This is a genomic window from Burkholderia lata (assembly GCF_000012945.1).
Lineage (GTDB): Bacteria > Pseudomonadota > Gammaproteobacteria > Burkholderiales > Burkholderiaceae > Burkholderia > Burkholderia lata.
This window is the reverse complement of the sequence record NC_007511.1, coordinates 2,836,984-2,858,155: the sequence shown is the minus strand read 5'-3', so window position 1 is coordinate 2,858,155 and position 21,172 is coordinate 2,836,984. Positions and strand designations below refer to the sequence as shown.

General features: G+C 67.9%; 22 protein-coding genes. 8 read left to right on the top strand and 14 right to left on the bottom strand.

Translation table 11 applies throughout. The features are described 5' to 3' along the window. Positions 1-103: 103 nt before the first annotated feature. Both BCEP18194_RS35310 and BCEP18194_RS35305 read left to right on the top strand, forming a co-directional pair. The gene (locus BCEP18194_RS35310) at positions 104-1,135 is read left to right on the top strand and encodes an AraC family transcriptional regulator (protein WP_011356105.1); all 1,032 of its coding nucleotides are present in this window, start codon (positions 104-106) and stop codon (positions 1,133-1,135) included. Positions 1,136-1,190: 55 nt separating this feature from the next. Then, positions 1,191-1,700 carry a GNAT family N-acetyltransferase gene (locus BCEP18194_RS35305; RefSeq protein ID WP_011356104.1) on the top strand — a complete coding sequence of 170 codons (510 nt, stop codon included), beginning with the start codon at positions 1,191-1,193 and terminating at the stop codon, positions 1,698-1,700. A gap of 16 nt (positions 1,701-1,716) precedes the next feature. On the opposite strand, the gene BCEP18194_RS35300 is transcribed toward BCEP18194_RS35305, so the two are convergent. From BCEP18194_RS35300 to BCEP18194_RS35290, 3 genes are all read right to left on the bottom strand, one after another. Further along, positions 1,717-2,670, bottom strand: a complete 954-nt coding sequence (locus tag BCEP18194_RS35300) for a hypothetical protein (RefSeq protein ID WP_011356103.1) — start codon at positions 2,668-2,670, stop codon at positions 1,717-1,719. Positions 2,671-2,728: 58 nt separating this feature from the next. Further along, complete coding sequence (locus BCEP18194_RS42335; RefSeq protein WP_006766865.1) at positions 2,729-2,851, bottom strand: hypothetical protein; 123 nt, start codon at positions 2,849-2,851, stop codon at positions 2,729-2,731. Positions 2,852-3,224: 373 nt separating this feature from the next. After that, positions 3,225-3,680: an Lrp/AsnC family transcriptional regulator gene (locus tag BCEP18194_RS35290; RefSeq protein WP_011356102.1), complete on the bottom strand. Its 456-nt coding sequence runs from the start codon at positions 3,678-3,680 to the stop codon at positions 3,225-3,227. Between the two features lie 117 nt (positions 3,681-3,797). Between BCEP18194_RS35290 and BCEP18194_RS35285 the strand changes: the two genes are divergently transcribed. Then, positions 3,798-4,343 carry an RBBP9/YdeN family alpha/beta hydrolase gene (locus BCEP18194_RS35285; protein WP_041493643.1) on the top strand — a complete coding sequence of 182 codons (546 nt, stop codon included), beginning with the start codon at positions 3,798-3,800 and terminating at the stop codon, positions 4,341-4,343. Between the two features lie 227 nt (positions 4,344-4,570). After that, positions 4,571-5,839, top strand: a complete 1,269-nt coding sequence (locus tag BCEP18194_RS35280; protein ID WP_041493378.1) for a YbfB/YjiJ family MFS transporter — start codon at positions 4,571-4,573, stop codon at positions 5,837-5,839. A 20-nt stretch (positions 5,840-5,859) separates the two neighbouring features. On the opposite strand, the gene hpaC is transcribed toward BCEP18194_RS35280, so the two are convergent. Continuing rightward, on the bottom strand, positions 5,860-6,405 hold the full coding sequence (hpaC, locus tag BCEP18194_RS35275) for a 4-hydroxyphenylacetate 3-monooxygenase, reductase component (RefSeq protein WP_039354714.1): 546 nt from the start codon (positions 6,403-6,405) through the stop codon (positions 5,860-5,862). Between the two features lie 353 nt (positions 6,406-6,758). Here hpaC and BCEP18194_RS35270 point away from each other — a divergent pair, with 353 nt between their 5' ends. After that, positions 6,759-7,391: a response regulator transcription factor gene (locus BCEP18194_RS35270; protein ID WP_011356098.1), complete on the top strand. Its 633-nt coding sequence runs from the start codon at positions 6,759-6,761 to the stop codon at positions 7,389-7,391. Between the two features lie 106 nt (positions 7,392-7,497). Here BCEP18194_RS35270 and BCEP18194_RS35265 read toward each other — a convergent pair whose 3' ends face one another. From BCEP18194_RS35265 to BCEP18194_RS35245, 5 genes are all read right to left on the bottom strand, one after another. Beyond that, positions 7,498-8,241 (bottom strand): SDR family NAD(P)-dependent oxidoreductase, encoded by a 744-nt coding sequence (locus BCEP18194_RS35265; protein ID WP_011356097.1) that lies wholly within the window; start codon positions 8,239-8,241, stop codon positions 7,498-7,500. Between the two features lie 59 nt (positions 8,242-8,300). Then, positions 8,301-9,425 (bottom strand): amidase, encoded by a 1,125-nt coding sequence (locus BCEP18194_RS35260; protein WP_011356096.1) that lies wholly within the window; start codon positions 9,423-9,425, stop codon positions 8,301-8,303. A gap of 31 nt (positions 9,426-9,456) precedes the next feature. Then, positions 9,457-9,978: a nuclear transport factor 2 family protein gene (locus tag BCEP18194_RS35255; protein WP_011356095.1), complete on the bottom strand. Its 522-nt coding sequence runs from the start codon at positions 9,976-9,978 to the stop codon at positions 9,457-9,459. An 8-nt stretch (positions 9,979-9,986) separates the two neighbouring features. Further along, on the bottom strand, positions 9,987-10,364 hold the full coding sequence (locus BCEP18194_RS35250; RefSeq protein ID WP_011356094.1) for a hypothetical protein: 378 nt from the start codon (positions 10,362-10,364) through the stop codon (positions 9,987-9,989). A 105-nt stretch (positions 10,365-10,469) separates the two neighbouring features. Continuing rightward, a complete protein-coding gene (locus BCEP18194_RS35245) occupies positions 10,470-11,663 on the bottom strand; it encodes an acyl-CoA dehydrogenase family protein (protein WP_011356093.1) in 1,194 nt (397 codons plus the stop codon). Positions 11,664-11,819: 156 nt separating this feature from the next. Between BCEP18194_RS35245 and BCEP18194_RS35240 the strand changes: the two genes are divergently transcribed. Continuing rightward, a complete protein-coding gene (locus BCEP18194_RS35240; RefSeq protein WP_011356092.1) occupies positions 11,820-13,385 on the top strand; it encodes a sensor histidine kinase in 1,566 nt (521 codons plus the stop codon). A gap of 77 nt (positions 13,386-13,462) precedes the next feature. Here the strand turns inward: BCEP18194_RS35240 and BCEP18194_RS35235 are convergent, their stop codons facing one another. The 3 genes from BCEP18194_RS35235 to BCEP18194_RS35225 all read right to left on the bottom strand — a co-directional run bounded on the left by BCEP18194_RS35235 (position 13,463) and on the right by BCEP18194_RS35225 (position 15,814). Further along, on the bottom strand, positions 13,463-13,849 hold the full coding sequence (locus BCEP18194_RS35235; protein ID WP_011356091.1) for a tautomerase family protein: 387 nt from the start codon (positions 13,847-13,849) through the stop codon (positions 13,463-13,465). Positions 13,850-14,030: 181 nt separating this feature from the next. Continuing rightward, complete coding sequence (locus BCEP18194_RS35230; protein WP_041493642.1) at positions 14,031-14,534, bottom strand: aromatic-ring-hydroxylating dioxygenase subunit beta; 504 nt, start codon at positions 14,532-14,534, stop codon at positions 14,031-14,033. Continuing rightward, positions 14,531-15,814 carry an aromatic ring-hydroxylating oxygenase subunit alpha gene (locus tag BCEP18194_RS35225; protein WP_011356089.1) on the bottom strand — a complete coding sequence of 428 codons (1,284 nt, stop codon included), beginning with the start codon at positions 15,812-15,814 and terminating at the stop codon, positions 14,531-14,533. Before BCEP18194_RS35225 ends, BCEP18194_RS35230 begins: the two co-directional genes overlap by 4 nt. A gap of 139 nt (positions 15,815-15,953) precedes the next feature. Between BCEP18194_RS35225 and BCEP18194_RS35220 the strand changes: the two genes are divergently transcribed. Further along, positions 15,954-16,874: a LysR family transcriptional regulator gene (locus BCEP18194_RS35220; RefSeq protein WP_011356088.1), complete on the top strand. Its 921-nt coding sequence runs from the start codon at positions 15,954-15,956 to the stop codon at positions 16,872-16,874. Between the two features lie 187 nt (positions 16,875-17,061). Here the strand turns inward: BCEP18194_RS35220 and BCEP18194_RS35215 are convergent, their stop codons facing one another. Both BCEP18194_RS35215 and BCEP18194_RS35210 read right to left on the bottom strand, forming a co-directional pair. After that, on the bottom strand, positions 17,062-18,054 hold the full coding sequence (locus BCEP18194_RS35215; protein ID WP_011356087.1) for a PDR/VanB family oxidoreductase: 993 nt from the start codon (positions 18,052-18,054) through the stop codon (positions 17,062-17,064). Between the two features lie 167 nt (positions 18,055-18,221). Continuing rightward, positions 18,222-19,619, bottom strand: coding sequence for a spinster family MFS transporter (locus BCEP18194_RS35210; protein ID WP_011356086.1), 1,398 nt, complete (start codon positions 19,617-19,619; stop codon positions 18,222-18,224). A gap of 411 nt (positions 19,620-20,030) precedes the next feature. Here BCEP18194_RS35210 and BCEP18194_RS35205 point away from each other — a divergent pair, with 411 nt between their 5' ends. Further along, positions 20,031-21,149 (top strand): porin, encoded by a 1,119-nt coding sequence (locus BCEP18194_RS35205; RefSeq protein ID WP_011356085.1) that lies wholly within the window; start codon positions 20,031-20,033, stop codon positions 21,147-21,149. Positions 21,150-21,172 lie beyond the last annotated feature (23 nt).

Genomic DNA, 21,172 nt, shown 5'->3' with positions numbered 1-21,172 from the left:
TGGATGACGCCGATGGTGCTGGCCGCATGGGAAAACACCAATACTGCTTCGGGACAATTGTTTTAGTATTTGGGCCAAATCGGCGCTTCGAGGGTTTCTCCGCATGAGCTTCTGGGATTTCACCCGGAGTCCGGCCAGCGCCCGGCTGCTGGTCGATTTCGGTGACGAACGCGGCGTGCCGCACGCGACGCTGCTGGCCGGCACGGGGCTCGCTGACGCGCAACTCGACGATCCGAAGGTCGAGGTGACGGCCGCGCAGGAACTGCGGTTGACCGGCAACCTGCTGCGCGCGCTCGGGCGCGTGCCGGGCCTCGGGTTCGAGGTCGGCCAGCGCTATCACTTCTCCGCCTACGGCGTGTGGGGCTACGGGCTGATCGCGAGCGCGACCGCGCGCGATGCGCTGGCGTTGGCGCTGCGTTTCCTGCCGCTCACCTATGCGTTCACGGTGATCACGTACCGTGAGGAAGACGGGACGTGCGTGCTCGGGTTCGGCGCGCCGGAACTCGACGGCACGCTGAGCCGGTTCGTCGTCGAGCGCGACATGATGGCCGCGACCGTGTTGCTGCAGGAAATCGGCGGCGACGCATTCGCGTTGTCGCGTTTCACGGTGCAGGCGGCGCGCACGCCGGCCATGGCGGTGCCGCGCATCGCCGGCGTCGAACCCGTGTTCTCGGCGCGCGCGAACAGCCTCGCATTCGATCGCGTGTTTCTCGACCGGCTGCTGCCGCACGCGAATCCGCTGACGGTATCGATGTGCGAGCAGATGTGCGGCCAGCTGCTCGACGCGCGGCGTGCGCGCGTGGGCACGTCGGAGATGGTGCGCCAGTACCTGACCGCGACGCCCGGCTCCGCGCCGTTCTCGCTCGAGGACATGGCGCGGCTGATGAACACGAGCCCGCGCACGCTCAAGCGCCGGCTGCAGGAGGAGGGCACGACGTTTCGGGCGCTGCTCGCGCAGGCGCGCGGCGCAATGGCCGAGACGCTGCTCGGCGACGCGCGCCTGTCACTCGCGGAAGTGGCGGAGCGGCTTGGCTTCAGCGACCTGTCGAGTTTCTCGCAGGCATTCAAGCGCTGGTACGGCGTGCCGCCGGGCGCGTATCGCAGCGCGGCGCAACGGGACAGCGGCCGTTCCTGAATCACGGTACGATCGCCGGCATGCCTGCCGACATTCCAATCACGAGAGACTCCGCATGATCACGATTCGCCCGATGACCGACGACGATTTCCCGCGCTTCTGGCCGACGTACCACGCCATCGTCGCCGCTCAGGAAACCTATGCATTCGATGCGGCGCCGACACAGGAAGCGGCGCGCGCACTGTGGCTCGATGCGCCGCTGTGCACGTGGATTGCCGAAGAGGACGGCGTGATCCTTGGCTCGTACTACCTGAAGGCGAACGCGGGCGGCCCCGGCAGTCACGTGAGCAACTGCGGCTACATGGTGAGCGAGGCCGCACGTGGCCGCGGCGTCGCACGCCTGATGTGCGAGCACTCGCAGCAGGTCGCGCGCGAGCGCGGCTTCCTCGCGATGCAGTTCAACTCGGTGGTGTCGACGAACGAGGTGGCGGTCGCGCTGTGGCAGAAGCTGGGGTTTGAAATCGTCGGGCGCCTGCCGCGTGCGTACCGCCACGCGCGGCTCGGCTTCGTCGACTGCCTCGTGATGTATAAGTGGCTCGGCGACGCGGAGGCCGCCGAAGCCTGAGCGCGCAGCCGCTTCGTCAGACGGCGAACGCGCCGTCGAATACGATCCGGTCGTCGAGCGCGAGCGTGCCGCGCGCGAAGATCAGGTCGAGATGGTGGCTGCCGTTCTCGCCGCCGCCGAGCCCGAGGTGCAGGCCCGGATGGCGTTCCTCGAACCCGGCGTTGCGGCCGTACAGCCCGCGAATCCCGAGGTTCGTGCCGATGCCGAATTCCTCGATCCGCCGGTGATTCGCATGCCGGTCGAGATACGTCGAGAAATCGCGCCGGAAGCCTTCGTTGTCGGTGTCGAACCCGACGATCATGCTGTTCTCGATCTGCAGCGTGGCCAGTTGTTCGGCCACCTTGTACTTGATCGCGAACGGCACGGTGCCGAGAAAGGTGCCGCTGAAGACGACCGAGCCGTTGAGATCCGTGACGTGCGTCGCGATCTCGCCGGGCACGACGTCGAGGTTGCCCATTCCGTCCACGCTCGTCCATTTCTGGTCCGGCGCGAGCGAGCCAGTCAGCGTGTTGCCGGCTTCGTCGATGAAGCGGATCTGCGATGCGCGTGCGGCCGCGTCGATCAGCCGGCCGTTGCGTGCCGCGATGTCGTCGAGCGATTCGGCGAATGCTTCGTCGAGATGCGGGCCGTAATCCTTGAACAGTACCGACTTGCTCCAGTGCTCGACGATCGCAGGGCGGATCGCGGCGAGGAACGGCGGCCCGCTCGGCGATGGCGTCGGCAGGCACGACGAGTCGTACAGCAGCACGAACAGATCGGCGCGATCGAGCGCGGCGGCAATATCGGCGGGCGGGGTGCTTTCGAGGCAGAGTGTGGTCGCGTCGAGCGAATCGGGCAGGGCGGAAAACGCGCGCAACGCGATGTCGCGGTTGCGGGTGTCATGGCCGACCAGCAGTTTTCCCGATTCGCCGCGCGCCAGCTTGTCGCGCAGCGCGGGGTGGAAGCCCAGCGCGCGGTGCAGGTTCAGCATGCGTGTCTCCGGAAACGGCGGAAGGGCCGCAGCCCTTCCGCGAGAACGGGTGGCCCGCTCAGACCGGCCAGAGCGCGGTGCCGAACGGCACCACGGCGTCCTCGACCATCATGTCGACGGCCTCGGGGTGCGTGTCTTCCTGCATCCAGTCAAGCAATTCGATCTGCTGGGTGTCCTGCATGTCAATTCTCCTGTGGTGAACATGAGTGATTCAACATGAAAGCGCGGCTAAAAAGTTGCCACTCCTCATCACACATTTCGTGAATGTGCGGCGAGTGGCGTTGATATTAGTCTGACGAATTTGCGAATGCAATGCGTTGCAAGGTTTTTAGCCGAGGCATGCTAAACACGGGGGATTGGCGGGGCGCGTGCCGTAAAACACGGATAAAGCGAATGACGGATTCGAGGTCATTTTTTCAATGACCTGAATCTGAAGCGATGCATTGCGTTCGGCGATTTTTTATCGGAAATTCAATCGCCGCGATCGATGGCGTTCGCGGCGACCATGCATGCGCGCGAACGCATCGTCGGTCATCGGCGGCCCGACGCCCGCGTCAACCGAGCAACGCCTTGCCGAGCGGCTTGGCCGGCTCGGACCGCAGCACCAGCGACGTCGTGACCGCGCCGAAGCGGGCAATCGCATCGATGATGGTTTCGAGTTGCCCCGGTGTCGGCACCAGGACCTTCAGCAGGAAGCAATCCTCGCCGGTCATCCGGTGGACCTCGATCACGTGCGGCATCTCGGCGAACGCGCGCAGCGCAGGCTTGATGTGTTCATGCGTGGTTTTCAGCCGGATGATGGCCATCATCCCCAACCCGAGCGCGGCCGGGTCGATCCGTGCGCCGTAGCCCGCGATGATGCCGCGCTCTTCCAGCCGCTTGACGCGCTCCGACGTGGCCGGTTGCGACAGCCCGATGCGCCGGCCGACTTCGGAAAGCGGCATCCGCGCATTTTCCTGAAGCGCCTCGAGGATCGAAAGATCCAGGCGATCGAGCTCTCCGTTCGACATGTCCGCTTTCCCGCTCCGTTAATTCATCGGCATATTGTCTCAATATCCGATGATTTGCCATTCCTGGTTGGTGTCCGGCAGGCCAGACTGCGAGCTCGCTTATTCATGGAGACGGAGATGGACCAGACGATCGTGATCGTGCCGGGGATCGGCAACTCGGGACCGGATCATTGGCAGAGCCACTGGGAGGCCGCGCTTCCGGGCGCCATCCGTATCGCGCCTGCGTCATGGGATGCACCCGACCTGCGTGACTGGATGGCGGCGCTCGATGAAGCCGTCGCGCAAGCCGCGACGCCGCCGGTGTTGATCTGTCATTCGCTGGGTTGCCTGCTGTTCACGCACTGGCGTGCGGCGTCGACGCGGGTCGTGCGCGCTGCATGGCTCGTGGCGGTGCCCGATCCGGGCGGCCCGCGTTTTCCGGCCGCGGCCAGGGCGTTCGCGCAGGTGCCTGAGGGCGATTTCGGCGGCTTGCCGGTGCTGGCGATTGCCAGTTCGGATGACGGGTACGACCCGTCAGGACGCGGCATTGCGTGGGCAAGCGAGCGTGGTGCGACGCCGTTGCTGCTCGGCCCGCGCGGCCATCTGAATACGGAAGCGGGATTGGCGGAATGGCCCGAGGGACGCGCTTTGTTCACCGCCTTCATGACGGGATTGCGGGGGTAGCGTCGGCAAGTGGCCCGACGTGCTCCCGCGATGGCCTGCGGCGGGCGATGCATGGGTGATCCCGCTGCTGAGGCCGGATGCCTGTTGCCGACGCATGCCGGCCCGCGACGGCTCAAGTATGATCGGTCGACAGAATCGGAAGCCTCGACAGTCGGGATTGGCGCATGCGGAACACCGGTTCCGCCGTCACGACCTGCCGCGGCTTCGAACGAAACAGGAGACATGCGATGCGCGCAGCGCCGCAACCGGAGCATGCCGGCCCGTCGCGGCCGGACACCGGCGCGACCGGCACCTACCCCGACCGTGACCCCAATCGCATGGCTGCATGGCGGCTCGCGATCTGCCTGTCGCTCGGCAGCGCGATCGCGCTTGGCCTCGCGCGCTTTTCGTATGCGCTGCTGCTGCCGCCGATGAAGGCCGATCTCGGCTGGACGTTCGCGCAGGCCGGCGCGCTGAACACGGCGAACGCGGCCGGCTACCTGGTCGGTGCACTCGCGTTTCCGTTGCTGTCGCGGCGCTGGCGAGCAGGCTCGCTGCTGGCGGCCGGGTGCGTGCTGACCGCGTTGCTGATGGCCGCGTGCGGGGTCACGTCCGGCATGCATGCGCTGCTCGTGCAGCGGCTCGCGACCGGCGTCGGCAGCGCGCTGATCTTCATCAGCGGCGGCGTGCTGGCTGCGCGGCTCGCGTCGGCGTCGCCGCGCGATGCGGGGTTGCTGCTCGGGCTCTACTACGGCGGCACGGGATGGGGCATCGTCGCATCGTCGCTGCTCGTGCCGGCGACGCTCTCACACGGTGTACACGGTTGGCAGCCTGCGTGGTTCGCGCTCGCGTTCGCGTGCGTGCTGTTCTCGGCGGTGGCCGTGTCGGCCGCACGCCGCATCGAGCGCGTGCACGCGGCACCGACCGCGCCGCGTGATGGCGCGGCGCCGGCCGCGACCGCGAGCCCCGCGCGCTTCGCACTCGCGCTGGCCGGCTACGGCCTGTTCGGTGTTGGCTATATCGGCTACATGACGTTCATCGTCGCGCTGCTGCGCGGCGCGGGGATGAGCGGTACGGTGGTCGCCGCGTTCTACGTGATGCTCGGTGTCGCGACCGTCGTGTCGGCGCGGCTGTGGTCGGGGCTGCTCGACCGGATGCGCGGCGGCCAGGCGCTCGCCGTGCTCAACGCGCTGCTCGGCATCGCGACGCTGATGCCGGCGATGTTCGTGCATCCGGTGGCCGCGTTTGCGTCGGGCGTGCTGTTCGGCGCGACGTTCCTGTCGGCCGTCGCATCGACGACGGCCTTCGTGCGTCACAACCTGCCGCCCGACGGCTGGGCAAAAGGAATCAGCGCATTCACGACGGTCTTCGCATTCGGGCAGATTGCCGGGCCGGTTGCGATCGGCTGGGTGTCGGACAGCGCGGGGCTCGCGCGCGGGCTCGTGTATTCGGCGCTGACGCTGTTCGCGGGCGCGGTGCTCGCGGCCGGGCAGCGCGCATTGCGGGCCGCCGCGTAATCACGCGCGATACGCGCCTTTCATCGCACGCACGCCGTGCGCGACACGCGATGAAACGCGCGGCTGAAGTAGATCAGGCTGTCGCCGTCGTCGCGCACGCGGATCGACGTCGCCTCGATGAACATCACCGAATGCGAGCCGACTTCCTTCATGTCGGCGATCGTGCCCTGCAGGCTCGCGAGCGCGTCGCGCAGCACGGGCACGTCCTGCTCGCCGCGATCCCACACGGGCAGGTCGAAGCGGCGCTCCATCGGCAGGTCGGTGAGCCCCGCGAAATGCCGCGCGAGTTGTTCGTGTTCGGCCGGCAGCACGTTGATGCAAACGTGGCGGTTGCGTTCGAACGTCGCACGCATCGCGCTCGACCGGTTGAGGCACACGAGCAGCGTCGGCGGCGTATCGGTGACGGAGCACACGGCGCTTGCGGTGATCCCGCAGCGGCCATGCGGCCCGGCGGTGGTGATCACGTTGACGGCCGCGCCGAGGTGGGCCATCGCTTGCCGGAAGGCCTTCTGCGCGTCGGTCGGTTCGACGCGTGCCGGTCGCTGGATATCGGTCGTGGAAGACATGGGCGCTCCTGAGTGGACGAAAGCGGCGATCGTGCGGCACTGCCGGTGCCGCGCCGGATCGCCGACGATGACCCAAGCGTACGTCGCGAAAATGCCGGCGACCATTCGCACGATTGACGATGGAGATGGCGTTCTCGCCAACGCGTCTAAAGGTTCTACCTAGATGCGCGGCGCACCGCGCGAAAAAAATCGGGATTGCGCGTTCGTGTGGCCCGTGAAGGGGTTTTCAGCGGGTTTTCGGCTCGTTATGATGTGCCGCACACCCCCAGCGAACGACGCGCGCGACGAGCCGGCACCCGGCCCTGAATGCGGCGCGTGCGATACCCATACCGATATTCAGTGAGACACCCGCGATGACGTCACCCGCACCGATCGTATACATCGTCGACGACGACAACGGCATGCGGACGTCGCTCGCGTGGCTGCTCGAATCGGTCGGCATCGCGTCCGAAGGATTCGCGAACGCGACCGATTTTCTCGCGCGCTTCGACGTGAACCTGCCCGCGTGTCTGGTGCTCGACGTGCGGATGCCGGAGAAGAGCGGCTTCGACGTGCAGGCCGAGCTCAACGCGCGCGGCGCGACGCTGCCGGTGATTTTCGTCAGCGGGCACGGCGATATCCCGATGTCCGTGCGCGCGCTGCAGAACGGCGCGATCGATTTCGTCGAGAAACCGTACAACTCGCAGCAGATGCTCGAGCGCGTGCAACGCGCGCTGCGGCTCGCGCAGCAGCGGCATGCGGTGAGCCAGCGTCACCGCGAGCTGCGCCAGCGGCTCGATGCGCTGACTGCACGCGAGAAGGAGGTGCTGCGCGGCGTGGTGGACGGCAAGGGCAGCAAGCAGATCGCGTCGGATCTGTCGATCAGCGTGAAGACCGTCGACGTGCATCGCGCGAGCATCAAGGAGAAGCTCGGCGCGACGTCGATCGCCGCGCTCGTGCGCGACGTGATGGTGGTGTGGGGCGATGACGGGGAAGCGTCGCGCTAGCGTACGTTCCCCTGTCCTGAGAAGTTCGTTCGCGGGCCGGCGCATAGGCTGCCGTTGGCGTGAACCGGCCCCGAGCGTCGCAGGAGACGCGACGAGGCCGTCGTGTTCAGCGCATGTACAACCCGCCGTTGATGTCCCAGCACGCGCCGTTTGCGAAATGAGCATCGCCCGACGCGAGCAGCACGGCCGCATCCGCCACGAAGCCGGCCGACCCGAGCTTGCCGCCCGGCAGGCTCGCGAGCACCTGGCGCAGTTTCTCCGGTGCGACGCTTTCATACACGATCGGCAAATCGAGCGGGCCCGGCGAGATCGCGTTGACGGTCACCCCCTGGGCGGCGAGATCGCGCGCAAATACCTTGGTCAGCGTCAGCGTGCCGCCCTTTGCGGCCGCGTAATGCGCGCCCGTCGCCGAGCCGCCGTTCTGCCCGGCGAGCGACGCGATGTTGACGATACGGCCCGCGCCGCGCGTCGCGAAGTACTGGCCGAACACCTGGCAGCCGAACAGCACGCTGCGCAGGTTCACGTCGATCACCTGGTCGAACTGCTCGGCCGTGATCTCCATCGCAGGCACGACCTTCGATGCACCCGCGTTGTTCACGAGCACGTCGATCGTGCCCCAGCGCGCGACGAGCGCATCGCGCGCGGCTTCGAAATCGCGTTTGGACGTGACGTCGAGCGGCAGCGCGATCGCGCGCTCTCCGCTAGGGTCGAGTTCGCGTGCATGCGCCTGGATGGCGTCGGCCGCGATATCGGCCAGCGCGACGCGGTAGCCGGCCGCATGAAAACGTTCGGCGATGACGGCGCCGAGCCCGCGCGCGGCGCCGGTGACGAGGACGACTCGGTCTGACATGGTGCGTGATTCCCTGGTTCGCGAGCGCGTGCTGGATACAGCCGCGCCCGCATCGTGGTTCATGCGGCAAGTGCCGCTTCGAAGTGTGCCGCGATCGCGCAGACCTGCTCGTCCGCGCCCTTGCGCCCGACGATCTGCAGGCCGGCCTTCAGCGGCGAACCGGCCAGCGGCAACGGCAGGCTGAGCGCCGGATGTCCGCTCAGGTTGAACGGTCGGATCAGCGACGACATCGCGATCACCGATACGCCGTCGCGCGCCTGCTGCAGCGTGATCGGCAGCGCGGGCAGCGTCGGCAATACGAGCACGTCCGCGTGTTCAAGCGCGGCATCGACTTGTGCGGTGAAGCGTGTGCGCACGGCTTCGGCTTCTTTCAATGCCGCAGGCGTGGTCGTTGCGGCCGCACGCAATCGCGCATCGAGGTCGGCGCCAAGTTTGCCGGTCGCGACCAGATGGCCGAACGCGCGCGACGTTTCCGCATTGATCACGGTGAGCCCCGCCGCGAACGACGCCGGCATTTCGTCGAGCACGACCGCGTGCGAACGCAGGCCCGATGCGCGCACGGCCGCGTCGAGCGCGGCAGCGATTGCCGGATCGGCATCGACCGTGATGTGCGCAACCGTGCAGCCTGCGGCAGAGGCCGCGGCTTGCACACGATCGAAGCCCGGCGCGATCGCGGCCATCACCGCAACCAGCGTGCGGATATCGCGTGCGAACGGCCCGACGCAATCGAGCGTCGTCTCGATGGGCGAGACGCCGCGCCGCGACACGCGGCCGAACGTCGGTTTCAGCCCGGCCACGCCGCAGCAGGCGGCCGGCCCGCGGATCGAGCCACCGGTATCGGTGCCGAGCGCAGCATCGACGGTACCGAGCCCGACGAGCGAAGCGGAACCGCTCGACGAGCCGCCCGGAATGCGCGTCGCGTCCTGCGGATTGACGGGCGTGCCAGTGTAGTCGTTGATGCCGGTCATGCCGAACGCGAGCTCGTGCATGTTCGCCTTGCCGGCGATCTGCCAGCCCGCGTCGAGAAGCAGGCGGACCACGTCCGCGTGCCGAGTGGCCGGCGGTGCATCGGCGAGCGCCCGGCTCGCCGCGCGGGTCGGATAGCCTGCGATGTCGATCGTGTCCTTGATCGCGATCGTGGGGCCGGGGCCGCCGAGCGTGAAGGTGTCGATGAAGCCTGTCATGGTCGGTATCGTGGGCAAGCGTTGGAAAGCGTCAGGACCGTGGCGCGGCGGCGAGCGGCCAGGGGCCGTCGAGCACGCGCTCGGTGCGGAAATGATGGATCAGCCAGGTCGAACCATCGCCAGCCGGTGCGAAATCGACGGTCAGCCGTGCGGCGATCAGTTCGGCCGAGCCGTCCGCGTAGCGCGACGCCTGCAGCATGATCCAGCGGCCCCGCGCGCTCGCGTTGCCGGCGCCGATCTCGATCGACTCCGACGTCAGGAAGTGCAGGTTCGCCGAGAAGTGCGGATCGGGCGGCAGGTAGCGGCCCAGCATCGCGACGATCGCGGCCGTGCCTTCGAGACGGCCGAACTTGTGCGCATACTGCGGGCCGATGCCTTCCCACACGGCATCGGGCGTGAACAGCCCGGCGAGCGACGGGCCGTCGCCGGCATCCTCGGGCACGTCGCACAGCGCCATGTAGCGCGTGATCGTCGCGCGCACCGCGCGTTCGGCGTCGAGCGCCGCCAGGCGCTGCGCGAGCGTGTCGATCAGGCCGGGAGACAGGTCGGTCATCGCGCGCCTCACGCCGCGGGCTTCGCGGCCGGCGGCACGGTCAGCGCACGGCCGACGCGCGCTTCGATCTTGCCGTAGCGCCACAGGTTGTATTCGCCGACCGGCGTCGTGCGATACAGGTTGCACACGGCGACCGTCGTGTCGAAGTCGGCGACGTCGGCCATGATGTAGAAGGTCCACGGCGCGCCGTCGGCCTGGCCGACCACGAGACGGTCGTCATCCATTACGCCGAGCACGCGCACGCCGGGCATCGCTTCGACGGCAGCCAGCATCGCGCCGTACGCCTGCCACACTTCGCCGATCTTTTCGCGCGGCAGGTCGAAGAAGTTTTGCGACACGCCACAGCAGAACAGGACGCGCAGCGGCAGCGGATTCGAATCGGACATCGTGGGTTCTCCAGAAGAATCGGTTGAGTGCACGAGCCGGCAGGCGAGAGCGCTTCGGCATCGGCGTCATGCACGTTCAGAAAAACAGCGCCGGTCAGGCGCAGGTTACAGATAGCCGGGAAACGGCGTGACGCCGGTGAACACCGCGCCGGCGCCGTCGAAGTTGCCTTCGCCGAGAAATGCGTGCTGCGTGACGACCATCGCATCGCGCAGCAGCCGCTGCAGCGGGTGCGTGCGATAGATCGCCGCCGTGCCGCCGAGGCGGTACGCGCGTTCGACGACGCTCGCGCCTTCGCGTGCGATCTGCGTGGCCGCGAGCCGCAGCAGGCTGACCTGGTCGGGCGTCACCGGGTTGCCGGCGAGGATCGATTGCCACACGCCGTCGGTTGCGTCGTAGAAGAACGCGCGTGCCGAGCGCAGCTGCGCTTCGGCCTTCGCGAGTTCGATGCGGTAGTACGCGCGATCGGCGAGGCGCGGTGCACCGGTCGTCGTCTGCCGGCCGCCCGACATCCGGTTCACGACGTCGAGCGCCGCGCGCGCGAGGCCGAGGTTCACGACGGCCAGCACCTGAGCCGCATACGCGACGGTCGGATAGCGGTACAGCGGCTCGTCGACGGTCGGCTCGCCGCCGCGCACGAAGGTCCACGCTTCGGGCACGAAGCGATCGTCGACGCGCAGGTCGTGGCTGCCGGTGCCCTGCATGCCGACCACGTTCCAGTTCTCGACGATCTCGACCTGGTCGGCGCGGAACACGGCCGTGCGCGGCTTGTTCGGCGCGGCGTCCTGCGCGCCCGGCACGGCGATGCCGACGCCGAGCCAGTCGGCGCCCTTGCAGCCGCTCGCGAATTTCCACGTACCGTTCACGCGCCAGCCGCCCGGCGCGGGCTGGGCCGGCTGCACGGGAAACAGGCCGCCCGCGAACACCTGGTCGGGGCCGCTCGCGTACAACTCGGCCTGGGTCTCGAGCGGCAGCGCGGCCAGATACACGTTCGCGGAGCCGAAGCTCGCGACCCACGCGGCCGAGCCGTCGGCGGTCGCGATCCGTTCGATCATGTCGAGGAACGCGGTCGGCGCGAGCGCATCGCCGCCGAAACGGCGCGGGGTGCCCGCGCGATAGATGCCGGCCTGCTTGAACAGCGCGATCACGTCGCGCGGCACGTGCGACAGGCGGTCGAATTCTTCGCGGCGCGCGGCGACGGTCTCGATCACGGCGTCGAGCGGCGACAGCCGGGCGGCCGGTTCGCTGGCCGCGTGGGGAGCACTCGGTGCGGTGTCGAGGGCGAGGGCGGCGTGGGGCATGGCTGTCTCCTGGGGGGCGAATGGGGTTCGATTGCTTGGGTCGCATGCGCATCGCATGACATTGCAACCAGTCTAGAAACGCCGAAAACACGCAGCAATTGGGACGAAAGGCCGTGCGACTGGTGACGTTCCGTGCCGCACTAAAGAAATCTTCAGATGCGGGCGGCGCGCGCCGGTGCTATGTTGGGTTTCCGGTCGCGCGATGCCGCGCGGCGTCATCCGAAGCCGATCATGAGTTTCCCCGACGAAGACGATTTCCACCGGCTGCTCGACGCGCTGACGACCTGCGTGCTGCTGCATGACGCGCATACCAAGGCGATCGTGTGGGCGAACCGCGCCGCGTGCATCGCGCTCGGTTTTTCCGTCGAGGAACTGCTGCCACTGAAGGCGCCGGACATGACGCGCCCCGAACCGAAATACCAGCGCGAGATCGCCGTGAGCGCGTGGGACCGCGCGCTTGTCGACGGGCCGCAGGTGTACGAGTGGTGCTACCGGTCGCGCACGGGCGTCGACATGCTGTCCGAGGCGACCGCCACCTACGTGCCGCTGCGCGGGCGCGACGTCGTGATGGTGCAGTTCCGCGACATCAGCGCGGAAGAAGCGGTGCGCCAGCAGTTGCGCCGCTACGAGGCGCGGCTGCGCGAATTCATGCAGGACCTCGACGAAGGCATCGCGGTCGTCACGCCGCACGGCGGGGTGCAGTTCATCAGCGAGTCGGGCCGCCGCGTGCTCGGGCTCGCGCCCGACGAAGCGCTCGGCGAGGTGCTCGACTACTGCTCCGAGGCCGATCGCGACCGGCTCGTCGCGCAACTGCGCGATGCGCCGTCCGCGTATCCGTCCGCGCCGCAGCGCTACCGGATCGTGCGGCGCGACGGCTCGCCGTGCTGGCTGCGCATCCTGTGCCGGCAGGTCGAGATCGAGGACGATCTCGACGGGCTGCTCGTGCAGTTCCGCGACGTGAGCGACGAGGTCGCGATCGAGGACGCCCGCCGTGCCGAAGCGCGCATGCTCGAACACGCGGGCCGTTACAACGCGATGGGCGAGATGGCGAGCGTGATCGCGCACGAGCTGAGCCAGCCGCTCGCGGCCGTGCGCAATTTCATCGAAGGCGCGGTGCAGCGGCTGAACGCGCGCGGCGCCATCGACGACGCGATCTGGGGGCTGCGCAGCGCGGACCGGCAGGCCGAGCATGCGGCGCTGATCATCAAGAGCGTGCGCGAATTCATCGTGAAGCGCGAGCCGGTCGTCGCGCTCGCCGACCTGCGCGACATCCTCGCGGACGTCGCGTACTTCATCGAGCTGCGCGCGAAGGAGGCCGGTGTGACGGTCACGATCGTGCAGGCCGATGTGCCGCTGCCGATCCGCTGCGAGCGCGTGCTGATCGGGCAGGTGATCCTGAATCTCGCGTTCAACGCGATCGAGGCGTTCGCCGGTTGCGAACGCGTGCCGCGCACGCTGACGCTCGGCACCGCGAACGTTGACGGGCATGCGGAGTTGCGCGCGATCGACAACGGCCCCGGTATCGCGGTGGGCGCGCACGACCGGCTGTTCGACGGCTTCTCGTCGTCGAAGGCCGGCGGCAACGGAATCGGGCTGTCGCTGTGCAAGAGCATCGTCACGCGCCACGGTGGCCGGATCGCTGCAAGCCCGGCCGATGGCGGCGGGCTCGACTGCCGCGTGACGCTGCCGCTCGCCGGGACGAAGGCTCAGGCGGACGCCTAGTCGCGGGCGAACGCTCGATGCCGCGGCCGCTCGGCGGCCGTTGCGCATGAGCGGGCAGGCACGCGCGCAGCGCATGATCAGCGCCCGAGCGCCCGTGCGGTTTGCCCGCCGATGCCGAAATCGGTGTTCGGGATGTCCTTGATCATCACGCGGGTGGCTTGCAGGGGCGCATCGAGCACGCTGGCGCTCGTCTCCGACAACGCGGCGATCAGCGCGCGCTTCTGTTCGTCGGTGCGGCCGGCGATCAGGATCGCGACGATCACGGGCAGCGACGGCGGCGCGCCGTCCGCGGCGCTGCGGCCGCCGAGGCCGATGTGCGTCGCGGGCAATTCGGTGAGCAGCACGCGCACCGATTCGATCGGTGCACCGATCGAATCGACGGTCGCACCGGTCAGCCGTGCGATCAGTTCGGCCTTGCGGGCGTCGTCATGGCCGGCCGGCAGGAAAACTTCGAGTGTGGGCATGGTCGTCCGGAAAGGTGAAGGTGACCGGCTCACCGTTGCGCTGGCGATGGGCGAACCGGTGGCCGCTTACAGGTGAAGGTGGCCGGCTCACCGTTGCGTTGGCGATGGGCGAACCGGTGGCCGCTCACGGGTGAAGGTGACCGGCTCACCGTTGCGCCGGCGACGGCAACCCGGCGGCCGCTTACAGCAGGAAGCCGATCGCGCTGAGCGCTTCGGTCGAATCGATCAGGCGCACGACCTTCTCGGCGATCCGCATCTCGCCTTCGGCGTCGACGTGCAGCTTGTGCGTGACGTCGGCCGCGAACAGCGTCGCGACGCCGCGCTTGTACGCGACGACGACCTGTGCCGATTTCAGCTCGACGGTGTCGGCGCTGCCGCTCTCCAGCGTGAAGCGCGATACGGTGCGCACCGTGCGCGCCGCGTCGGTCGCCGACGCCGAATAGCCCGACACCATCCGCTGCACGCGCTTCTCGCGCATGTCCTGGTCGTCGAACACGTAGTTCAGCGTGGCGGCGAAATCGGTCGTGTCGGGATCGATCGGCACCACGTAGTGGCCGGCCGGATCCCACAGGTCGAGCCACGCGCGATAGTCGCGGCGGTCGAGCATCTCGGCCTCGCGCCACACGAATTCGACCGCGCGGGCGAAGGTCTGCTCGGAAAAGAGGGCGTTGCGGTCGTCCATTATTGTTGCTCCATCATCTTGCGCCATTGCTGGTAGGCCTCGCGCATGCCGGTCTCGTCGGTCGCATGTGCGGTCTTTTCGCCGTTCGCGGCGGTCGTCTCGCGGTTCAGCCCGCGATTCACGAGGATCGGCACATCGGGGCCCGCATGCGCACCGCGTTGTACGCGTTCCCATGCTTCCGCGTCGTCGGGGCTGCCGAAACCGAACGGGCCCTGGAAGTGCTCGTGGATGCGCAGCCGCTCGCGGTTCGCTTCGTCGGGGCCGCCGTCCATCGCGAGCGCGACGTGGCGGATCTCGGTTTCGCTCGCCGAGATCGGCCGCAGCACGCGGAAGAACGCCATCGATAACGCGAGGTTCGGGAACAGGTTCAGGTTGAAGCCGACGCCCATCAGCGAGCGCACGATGCGGCGCACTTCTTCCGGCGAGTGGCGCTCGGCGAGCTTCGCCGCGAGCGGTGCGAAGCGCTCGGCCAGCGGTGCGCCGTCGTCTTCGTCGAGGTCGATCAGCTCGGGCATCAGCACCGCGAGGCTGTGGCCGTTGCCGAGCCCGCGGCAGAACGCGTCCTCGCTCGTCATGAAGCTCGTGATCGCGGCGGCCGTCTCGTCGTCGATCGACTTCATCCACGATTTGTGCACGACCGGGAAGTGATAGAGGTCGGTCGTGTTCTCGAGCTGGATCTTCCAGTTGCCCTTGAACTTGAACTTGTGCTCGCCGTTCGCCTTGATCGGGTAGCCGGCGCCCTGTTTCATGAACAGGTCGATCCACGGCTTTGCACCGCCGAGGAAATCCTCGAGCGGTTCGATCGCGTCGTTGAAGCTCGCGAAAATCAGCCCCTGGTACACGCCGACGCGCAGCTTCACGAGCGGCAGGTCGCCTTTCTCGCACACGCCCTCGTAGCCGTCGCCGTACGGCAGTGCGCGCAGCGTGCCGTCGAGCGCGTAGGACCAGCTGTGATACGGGCACGTGAAACCCTTCGCGTTGCCCTTGTGCGATTCGCACACGGTCGCGCCGCGATGGCGGCAGCGGTTCTGCAGCACGTTGATTTCACCGGTCTTGTCGCGCACGACGATCACCGGCTGGCGGCCGATCGTCGTCGTGATGAAGTCGCCCGGGTTCGGCAGCTCGCTCTCGTGCGCGACCCAGATCCAGGTGCGGTAGAAGATGCGGTCGAGCTCGGCTTCGAACAGCGCGGGATCGTGATACATCGCGGGCGCGATGCGGTCGGGTTGCGCGAAACCATGCAACGCGCTGGTGTCGATCGTCTGGTAGGAAATGTCGCTCATCGTTGTCGTGGGGAAAGAGTCGCGAAATCGGGCCGCGCAGCGCGCGGTTTCGAGTACCCAGTCTCGTCTCCCACTACATATCCGTCAAATTGATCTAAAATTGGCAGGTCAATAAATACGGCAAATGATGGAGGCTAGGATGACATCGGTCGATCATCTCGATCTGAACCTGTTGCGCGTATTCCAGGCGATCGTCGAGGAGCGCAGCCTGACGAAGGCCGGCGAGCGGCTCGCGCTGTCGCAGCCGGCCGTCAGCTATTCGCTCGGCCGGTTGCGCACACTGTTCGACGATCCGCTGTTCGTGCGCACACGCTCGGGCATGCAGCCGACGCCGGTCGCGCTCGAACTCGCGGGGATCGTCGGCAAGGCGCTCGACATGGTGCGTGTGGCGCTGCGCTACGCGGAGCGCTTCGATCCGGCCACCAGCACGCGCACGTTCCGGCTGTCGTTGTCGGATGCGGGCGAGATGGCGTACCTGCCGGCGATCTGCCAGGCGCTGCGCGAGCGCGCGCCGCGCGTGACGCTGAGCGTGCAGCCGCTGCCGGTCGAGGAGATCGAGGAAGCGCTGCGCGCGAGCCGGCTGGATTTCGCGATCGGCAACCTGCCGGAACTGATGCCGCGCACGCGCCACCAGGTGCTGTTCGAGGAAACCTACGTGTGCATGACGGGCCGCCGGCGCGGAGTGCCGAGCGGCACCGCGCTGAGCCTCGACCAGTTCGTGCGCGCCGCGCACGTCAACGTGAAATCGGTCGAGCACAGCCACCACGCGCTCGACGATGCGTTGCGCGCGCAAGGCGTGGGCCGCAACATCGCGCTCGAAGTGCCGCACTTCGTCGCGCTGCCGAGCGTGCTGTCGGTCACGGATCTCTATGCGACGCTGCCGAAGCGGCTCGCGCAGATCCTGAACCGCGACAACGCGTTCCGGCTTTACGACCTCCCGGTCACGTTGCCGCCCGCGCCGGTGACGATGCACTGGCACGAGCATTTCCATGAAGACGAGGGCAATGCGTGGATGCGCACGCTGTTGACTGAGCTCGTCGAGCGGTTCGACGATGCGTGATTCGTGGGGCGGAGGTAACGCGCGGATGGGCGAGCCGTTGGTGGAGATCGACGAGCGCTTCGACGACGCGTGACCCATGAAGACGAGGGCAACGCGCGGATGTGCGCGTTGCTCGCCGAGTTTGTCGAGCCATTCGCCGGGGCGAGACGTCCTGAACCGGCGTCGCTCGTGCCGCGCGCGTCGGTAATCAGAGATCCAGAACGAGCACCGCCGAGCGCGCACGCGACACGCAGCAGCAGATCACCGTGTTGCTCGCGCGCTCGGCCTTGCTGAGACAGTGATCGCGATGATCGGGCTCGCCGTCGATGACGGGCACCATGCAGGTGCCGCACACGCCTTCGCCGCATGACGTGTCGACCTCGATGCCGATGCGGGCGAGTGCGTCGACGATTGACGTGTCGGGCGTGACGCGCACCGACTGCCCGCTGCGCTGCAGGCGCACTTCGAAGCCGTCGGTGGCCGGGCCGGCGCCCGCATCGGTATGGCCCGCATCGGCGGCGGCCGGTTCCGCCGCGAAGCGTTCGAGATGGATCGAATCTTCAGGCAAGCGCGTCGCGGCTGCCGCGACGACCGCATCCATGAACGGCCCCGGGCCGCACGTATAGACGTGTGCGCGCGCGTCCACCGATTCGACGCAGCGGCCCAGCTCGGCCGCGAGCGCTGCGGGCTCGATGCCGTAGTGGAACGTCACGTGCGACGCGAACGGCTCGGCCGACAGTTCGGCGACGAAGGCCGCATGCTCGCGGCTGCGTGCGAAGTAGTGCAGCCGGTAGCTTGCGCCGCGCTGGTGCAGCGCATACGCCATCGACAGCAGCGGCGTGATGCCGATGCCGGCCGCGATCAGCACGTGCTCGCTCGCGTCATCCGTCAGACGAAACAGGTTGCGCGGCGCGCCGATCGACAGCTCGGCGCCGACTTGCACGTCGTCGTGCAGCGAACGCGAGCCGCCGCGCGACTGCGCTTCCTTTTTCACCGCGAACAGGTAGCTGCCGCGTTCGTCGGGGTTGCCGCACAGCGAGTATTGCCGCGTGATGCCCGACGGGGCGGTGACGTCGATATGGGCGCCCGGTTCGTATGCGTCGAACGGCTGGCCGTCGACGCGCGACACCCGGAAACAGCGGATGTCCTGCGCCGCGTCGATCAGCGCGTCGATCCGGACTTGGTGGCGGTTCGCTTGCATGGGGAAATCCGTGGGGTAGGGGAAACGCGGCGCGGCAGACACCGCGCCGTCATGCGATCGAGAATAGGGATGGGCATCGCATAAATCAAATCGATTAAAAATCGATGCCTGAATCAGTGGGATGGATGATGGTCGGGCGACCGATTATGACCGATCGCGCCCGGGGTTCAGCGCGCGGCGATCGCGTTGCCGGCCTCGGCCGCATGCGGCGCGGCTGCCGGCGCATGGCCGCGTTCGCGATCGAGGCTGCGGCGATAGTGCCGGCAGCCGGCGGCGAGCAGCAGCGCGGCGAGCGTGGCGGCCGCGACGTTGACGATCGACATCGAATGACCGACCGCCGCCGGCGCACCGAACACGCGATCGGTGAACAGCGCGACGACGGTCGTGCCGATCCCGAGTGCGATCAGGTTCGACACGAGCAGGAACAGCGCGGAGATCTGCGCGCGCATCTGGTTCGGCGCGAGCGTTTGCATCGCGGCGGTCGACGTCGGCATCGGGAACGACGCGAAGAACATCGCGACGACGAGCGTCGCGAGCGACGCGGGCAGCGAGTCGAGCTGCGTGAACAGCGTCGCGGGGATCACCATGCACGCGGCGCCGATCGCGCCGGCGCGCATCGGCGCATCCTCGCGGCCGCGCCGCAGCAGCCAGTCGTTGAGCCAGCCGCCGCAGAACACGCCGGCCGTGTTCGCCACCAGCAGCACGATGCCGAGCGTGTAGCCAGCTTCGACGGCCGTCATCCCGAAGTGGCGGATATAGAACGCGGGCGTCCAGCTCAGCAGGCAGTACAGCGTCATCGCGTAGAACGAGAAGCCGAGGTAGTGACACGAGAAAGTCGCGCGATGCGTGCCGACGAAGCGCAGCGAATCGCGCATCGACACGCGCCGCACGGCGCCCGAGCGATCCTGCGCGAGCCCCTTGCGCTGCGGGTCGCGCACGGTCGCGGCGAACAGCAGCGCGACGAGGATCCCCGGCAGCCCGACGATCAGGAACGTGACCTGCCACGCATGCACCTGCCCGACCACCGGCAACGTGAACGCGCTCGCATGCTTGAGCAGCGCGATCACGTAGCCGCCGATCAGGAACGCGACGCCGCCGCCGATGAACGAGCCGAGCGAATACACGGCGATCGCGCGCCCGAGCTTCTCCTTCGGGAAGTAGTCGGCGAGCATCGAATACGCGCCGGGCGACAGTGCGGCTTCGCCGACGCCGACGCCCATCCGCGCGATGAACATCTGCACGAAATGCTGGCTGAGCCCGCATGCAGCAGTCGCGACGCTCCACAGCGCGATGCCGAGCGCGATGATCCGCGGGCGCGCGTAACGGTCGGCGAGATAGGCGACGGGCAGCCCCATCACCGCATAGAACAGCGAGAACGCGAAGCCGTTCAGCAGGCTGAACTGTGTGTCGGACAGGTGCAGGTCGCGCTTGATCGGCTCGATCATCAGCACGAGGACCTGGCGGTCGACGAACGAAAAGACGTACGCGAGCATGCAGATGACGACGACATACCATTCGTACGTATAGCGCTTGCCGTCGGCAGCGCGGGCCGTGGATGCGGACATGCGGATTCTCCAGGAGCGGGCGGTGGAAAAGCGCGGCAGCGGCCTTGGCGGGCCGGGCGCCGTCGCGGCGCGAAAGCGTGCGGGGGCACGTGTCGGAGACGCAGCGTAGTCGGCCAAATTCGGCCGCCATAGCCGGAGTGACAGCCGCACCACACGGGCATTTACCGACCCGGATAAAGAAAACACCAGGGTCTCGCGCGCCGGCCGCCGCGCAGCGCGCGTGCGGCGGGGCGCGCGCCCATCATGTGGCGCATCTATAAGCGTTATAGAGCGCATTGCGTCGACGTCCGAAATTGTCGTTCCTAGACTCGGCCCGTTTTTGATCGGCAGCGTTGGCCCTTCGCGGCGAACGCGCATCACACCACGCGGCGCGACGCCGAACTGCGCCGGAAACTCTACGGGACGACGACGATGAACCAACCGAACGGGCGGGCCGACCGGCTTGCCGTACCGCTTGCCGCGCTGCTTGCCTGCGCGGCGCTGCCCGCATTCGCACAATCGAGCGTGACGCTCTACGGCCGCGTCGACACCGCGATCGAATACGCGAACGCCGGGCCGAACCACGTGACGCGCATGGGCAGCGGCAACCTGTTCGCGTCGCAGTGGGGGCTGAAGGGCGTCGAGGATCTCGGCGGCGGCTACGCGACGATCTTCAAGCTGGAAGATGGCTTCAACGCGGCAAGCGGCGCGCTGTCGAACAGTAGCGCGCTGTTCGGCCGCGAAGCGTGGGTCGGCATCACGGGGCCGTTCGGCGGCGTGCAGTTCGGCGAGCTGTACACGATCCTGCATACGACGCTCGTCACGTACAGCCTGCCGGGCCTCGGCGCGGGGCTTGCGTGGGGCAACGCGACGAACAACTTCGTCGGGCCCGCGTTCCTGCGCGTGCGCAACTCGATGCGCTACACGTCGCCGCGCTACGCGGGCTTCATGCTGCGTGCAATGGCCGCGCGCGGTACCAACGGCGCGGCCGGGCAGCCGGCGACGCTCGGCGATACGTACGGGGCAGGGCTCAACTACGTGCAAGGCGGGCTGTCGGTCGACGTCGACTACATGCAGCAGAAGTTCAGCCCGGTGGCCGCGTCCTCGCTCGGCGACTCGAGCCCGGCCGCGAACGGCAACTACACGCTGGGCGCGATCTCGTACGATTTCAGCGTCGTGAAGGTGGCCGCGCTGTACATGCGCCATCGCGGCGGCCCCGACGTCGCGACCGCGATCGACAGCCAGAGCGCATATCCGCACAGCGACATCATGGAGCTGAGCGCGACGGTGCCGATCGGGCGTGCGTCGCTGCTGCTGAGCGTCGGCCACTACCGCAAGGTCGCGGACAGCGACGGCAACGCCGATTCGTACGGCATCCGCTTCGACTATCCGCTGTCGAAGCGTACCGTGCTGTACACGGGTGCCGCGATGGTGCGCAACGGCGCGCATGCGCGCTTCGTCGTCAACGGTGCGGCGGGCGGCGGCGTCGCGGTCGCCAAGCCCGGCGCGACCGCCAGCTCGATCGTCGTGGGCATGCTCACGGCGTTCTGACCGTTTGGGCCGGCCCGAGTCCG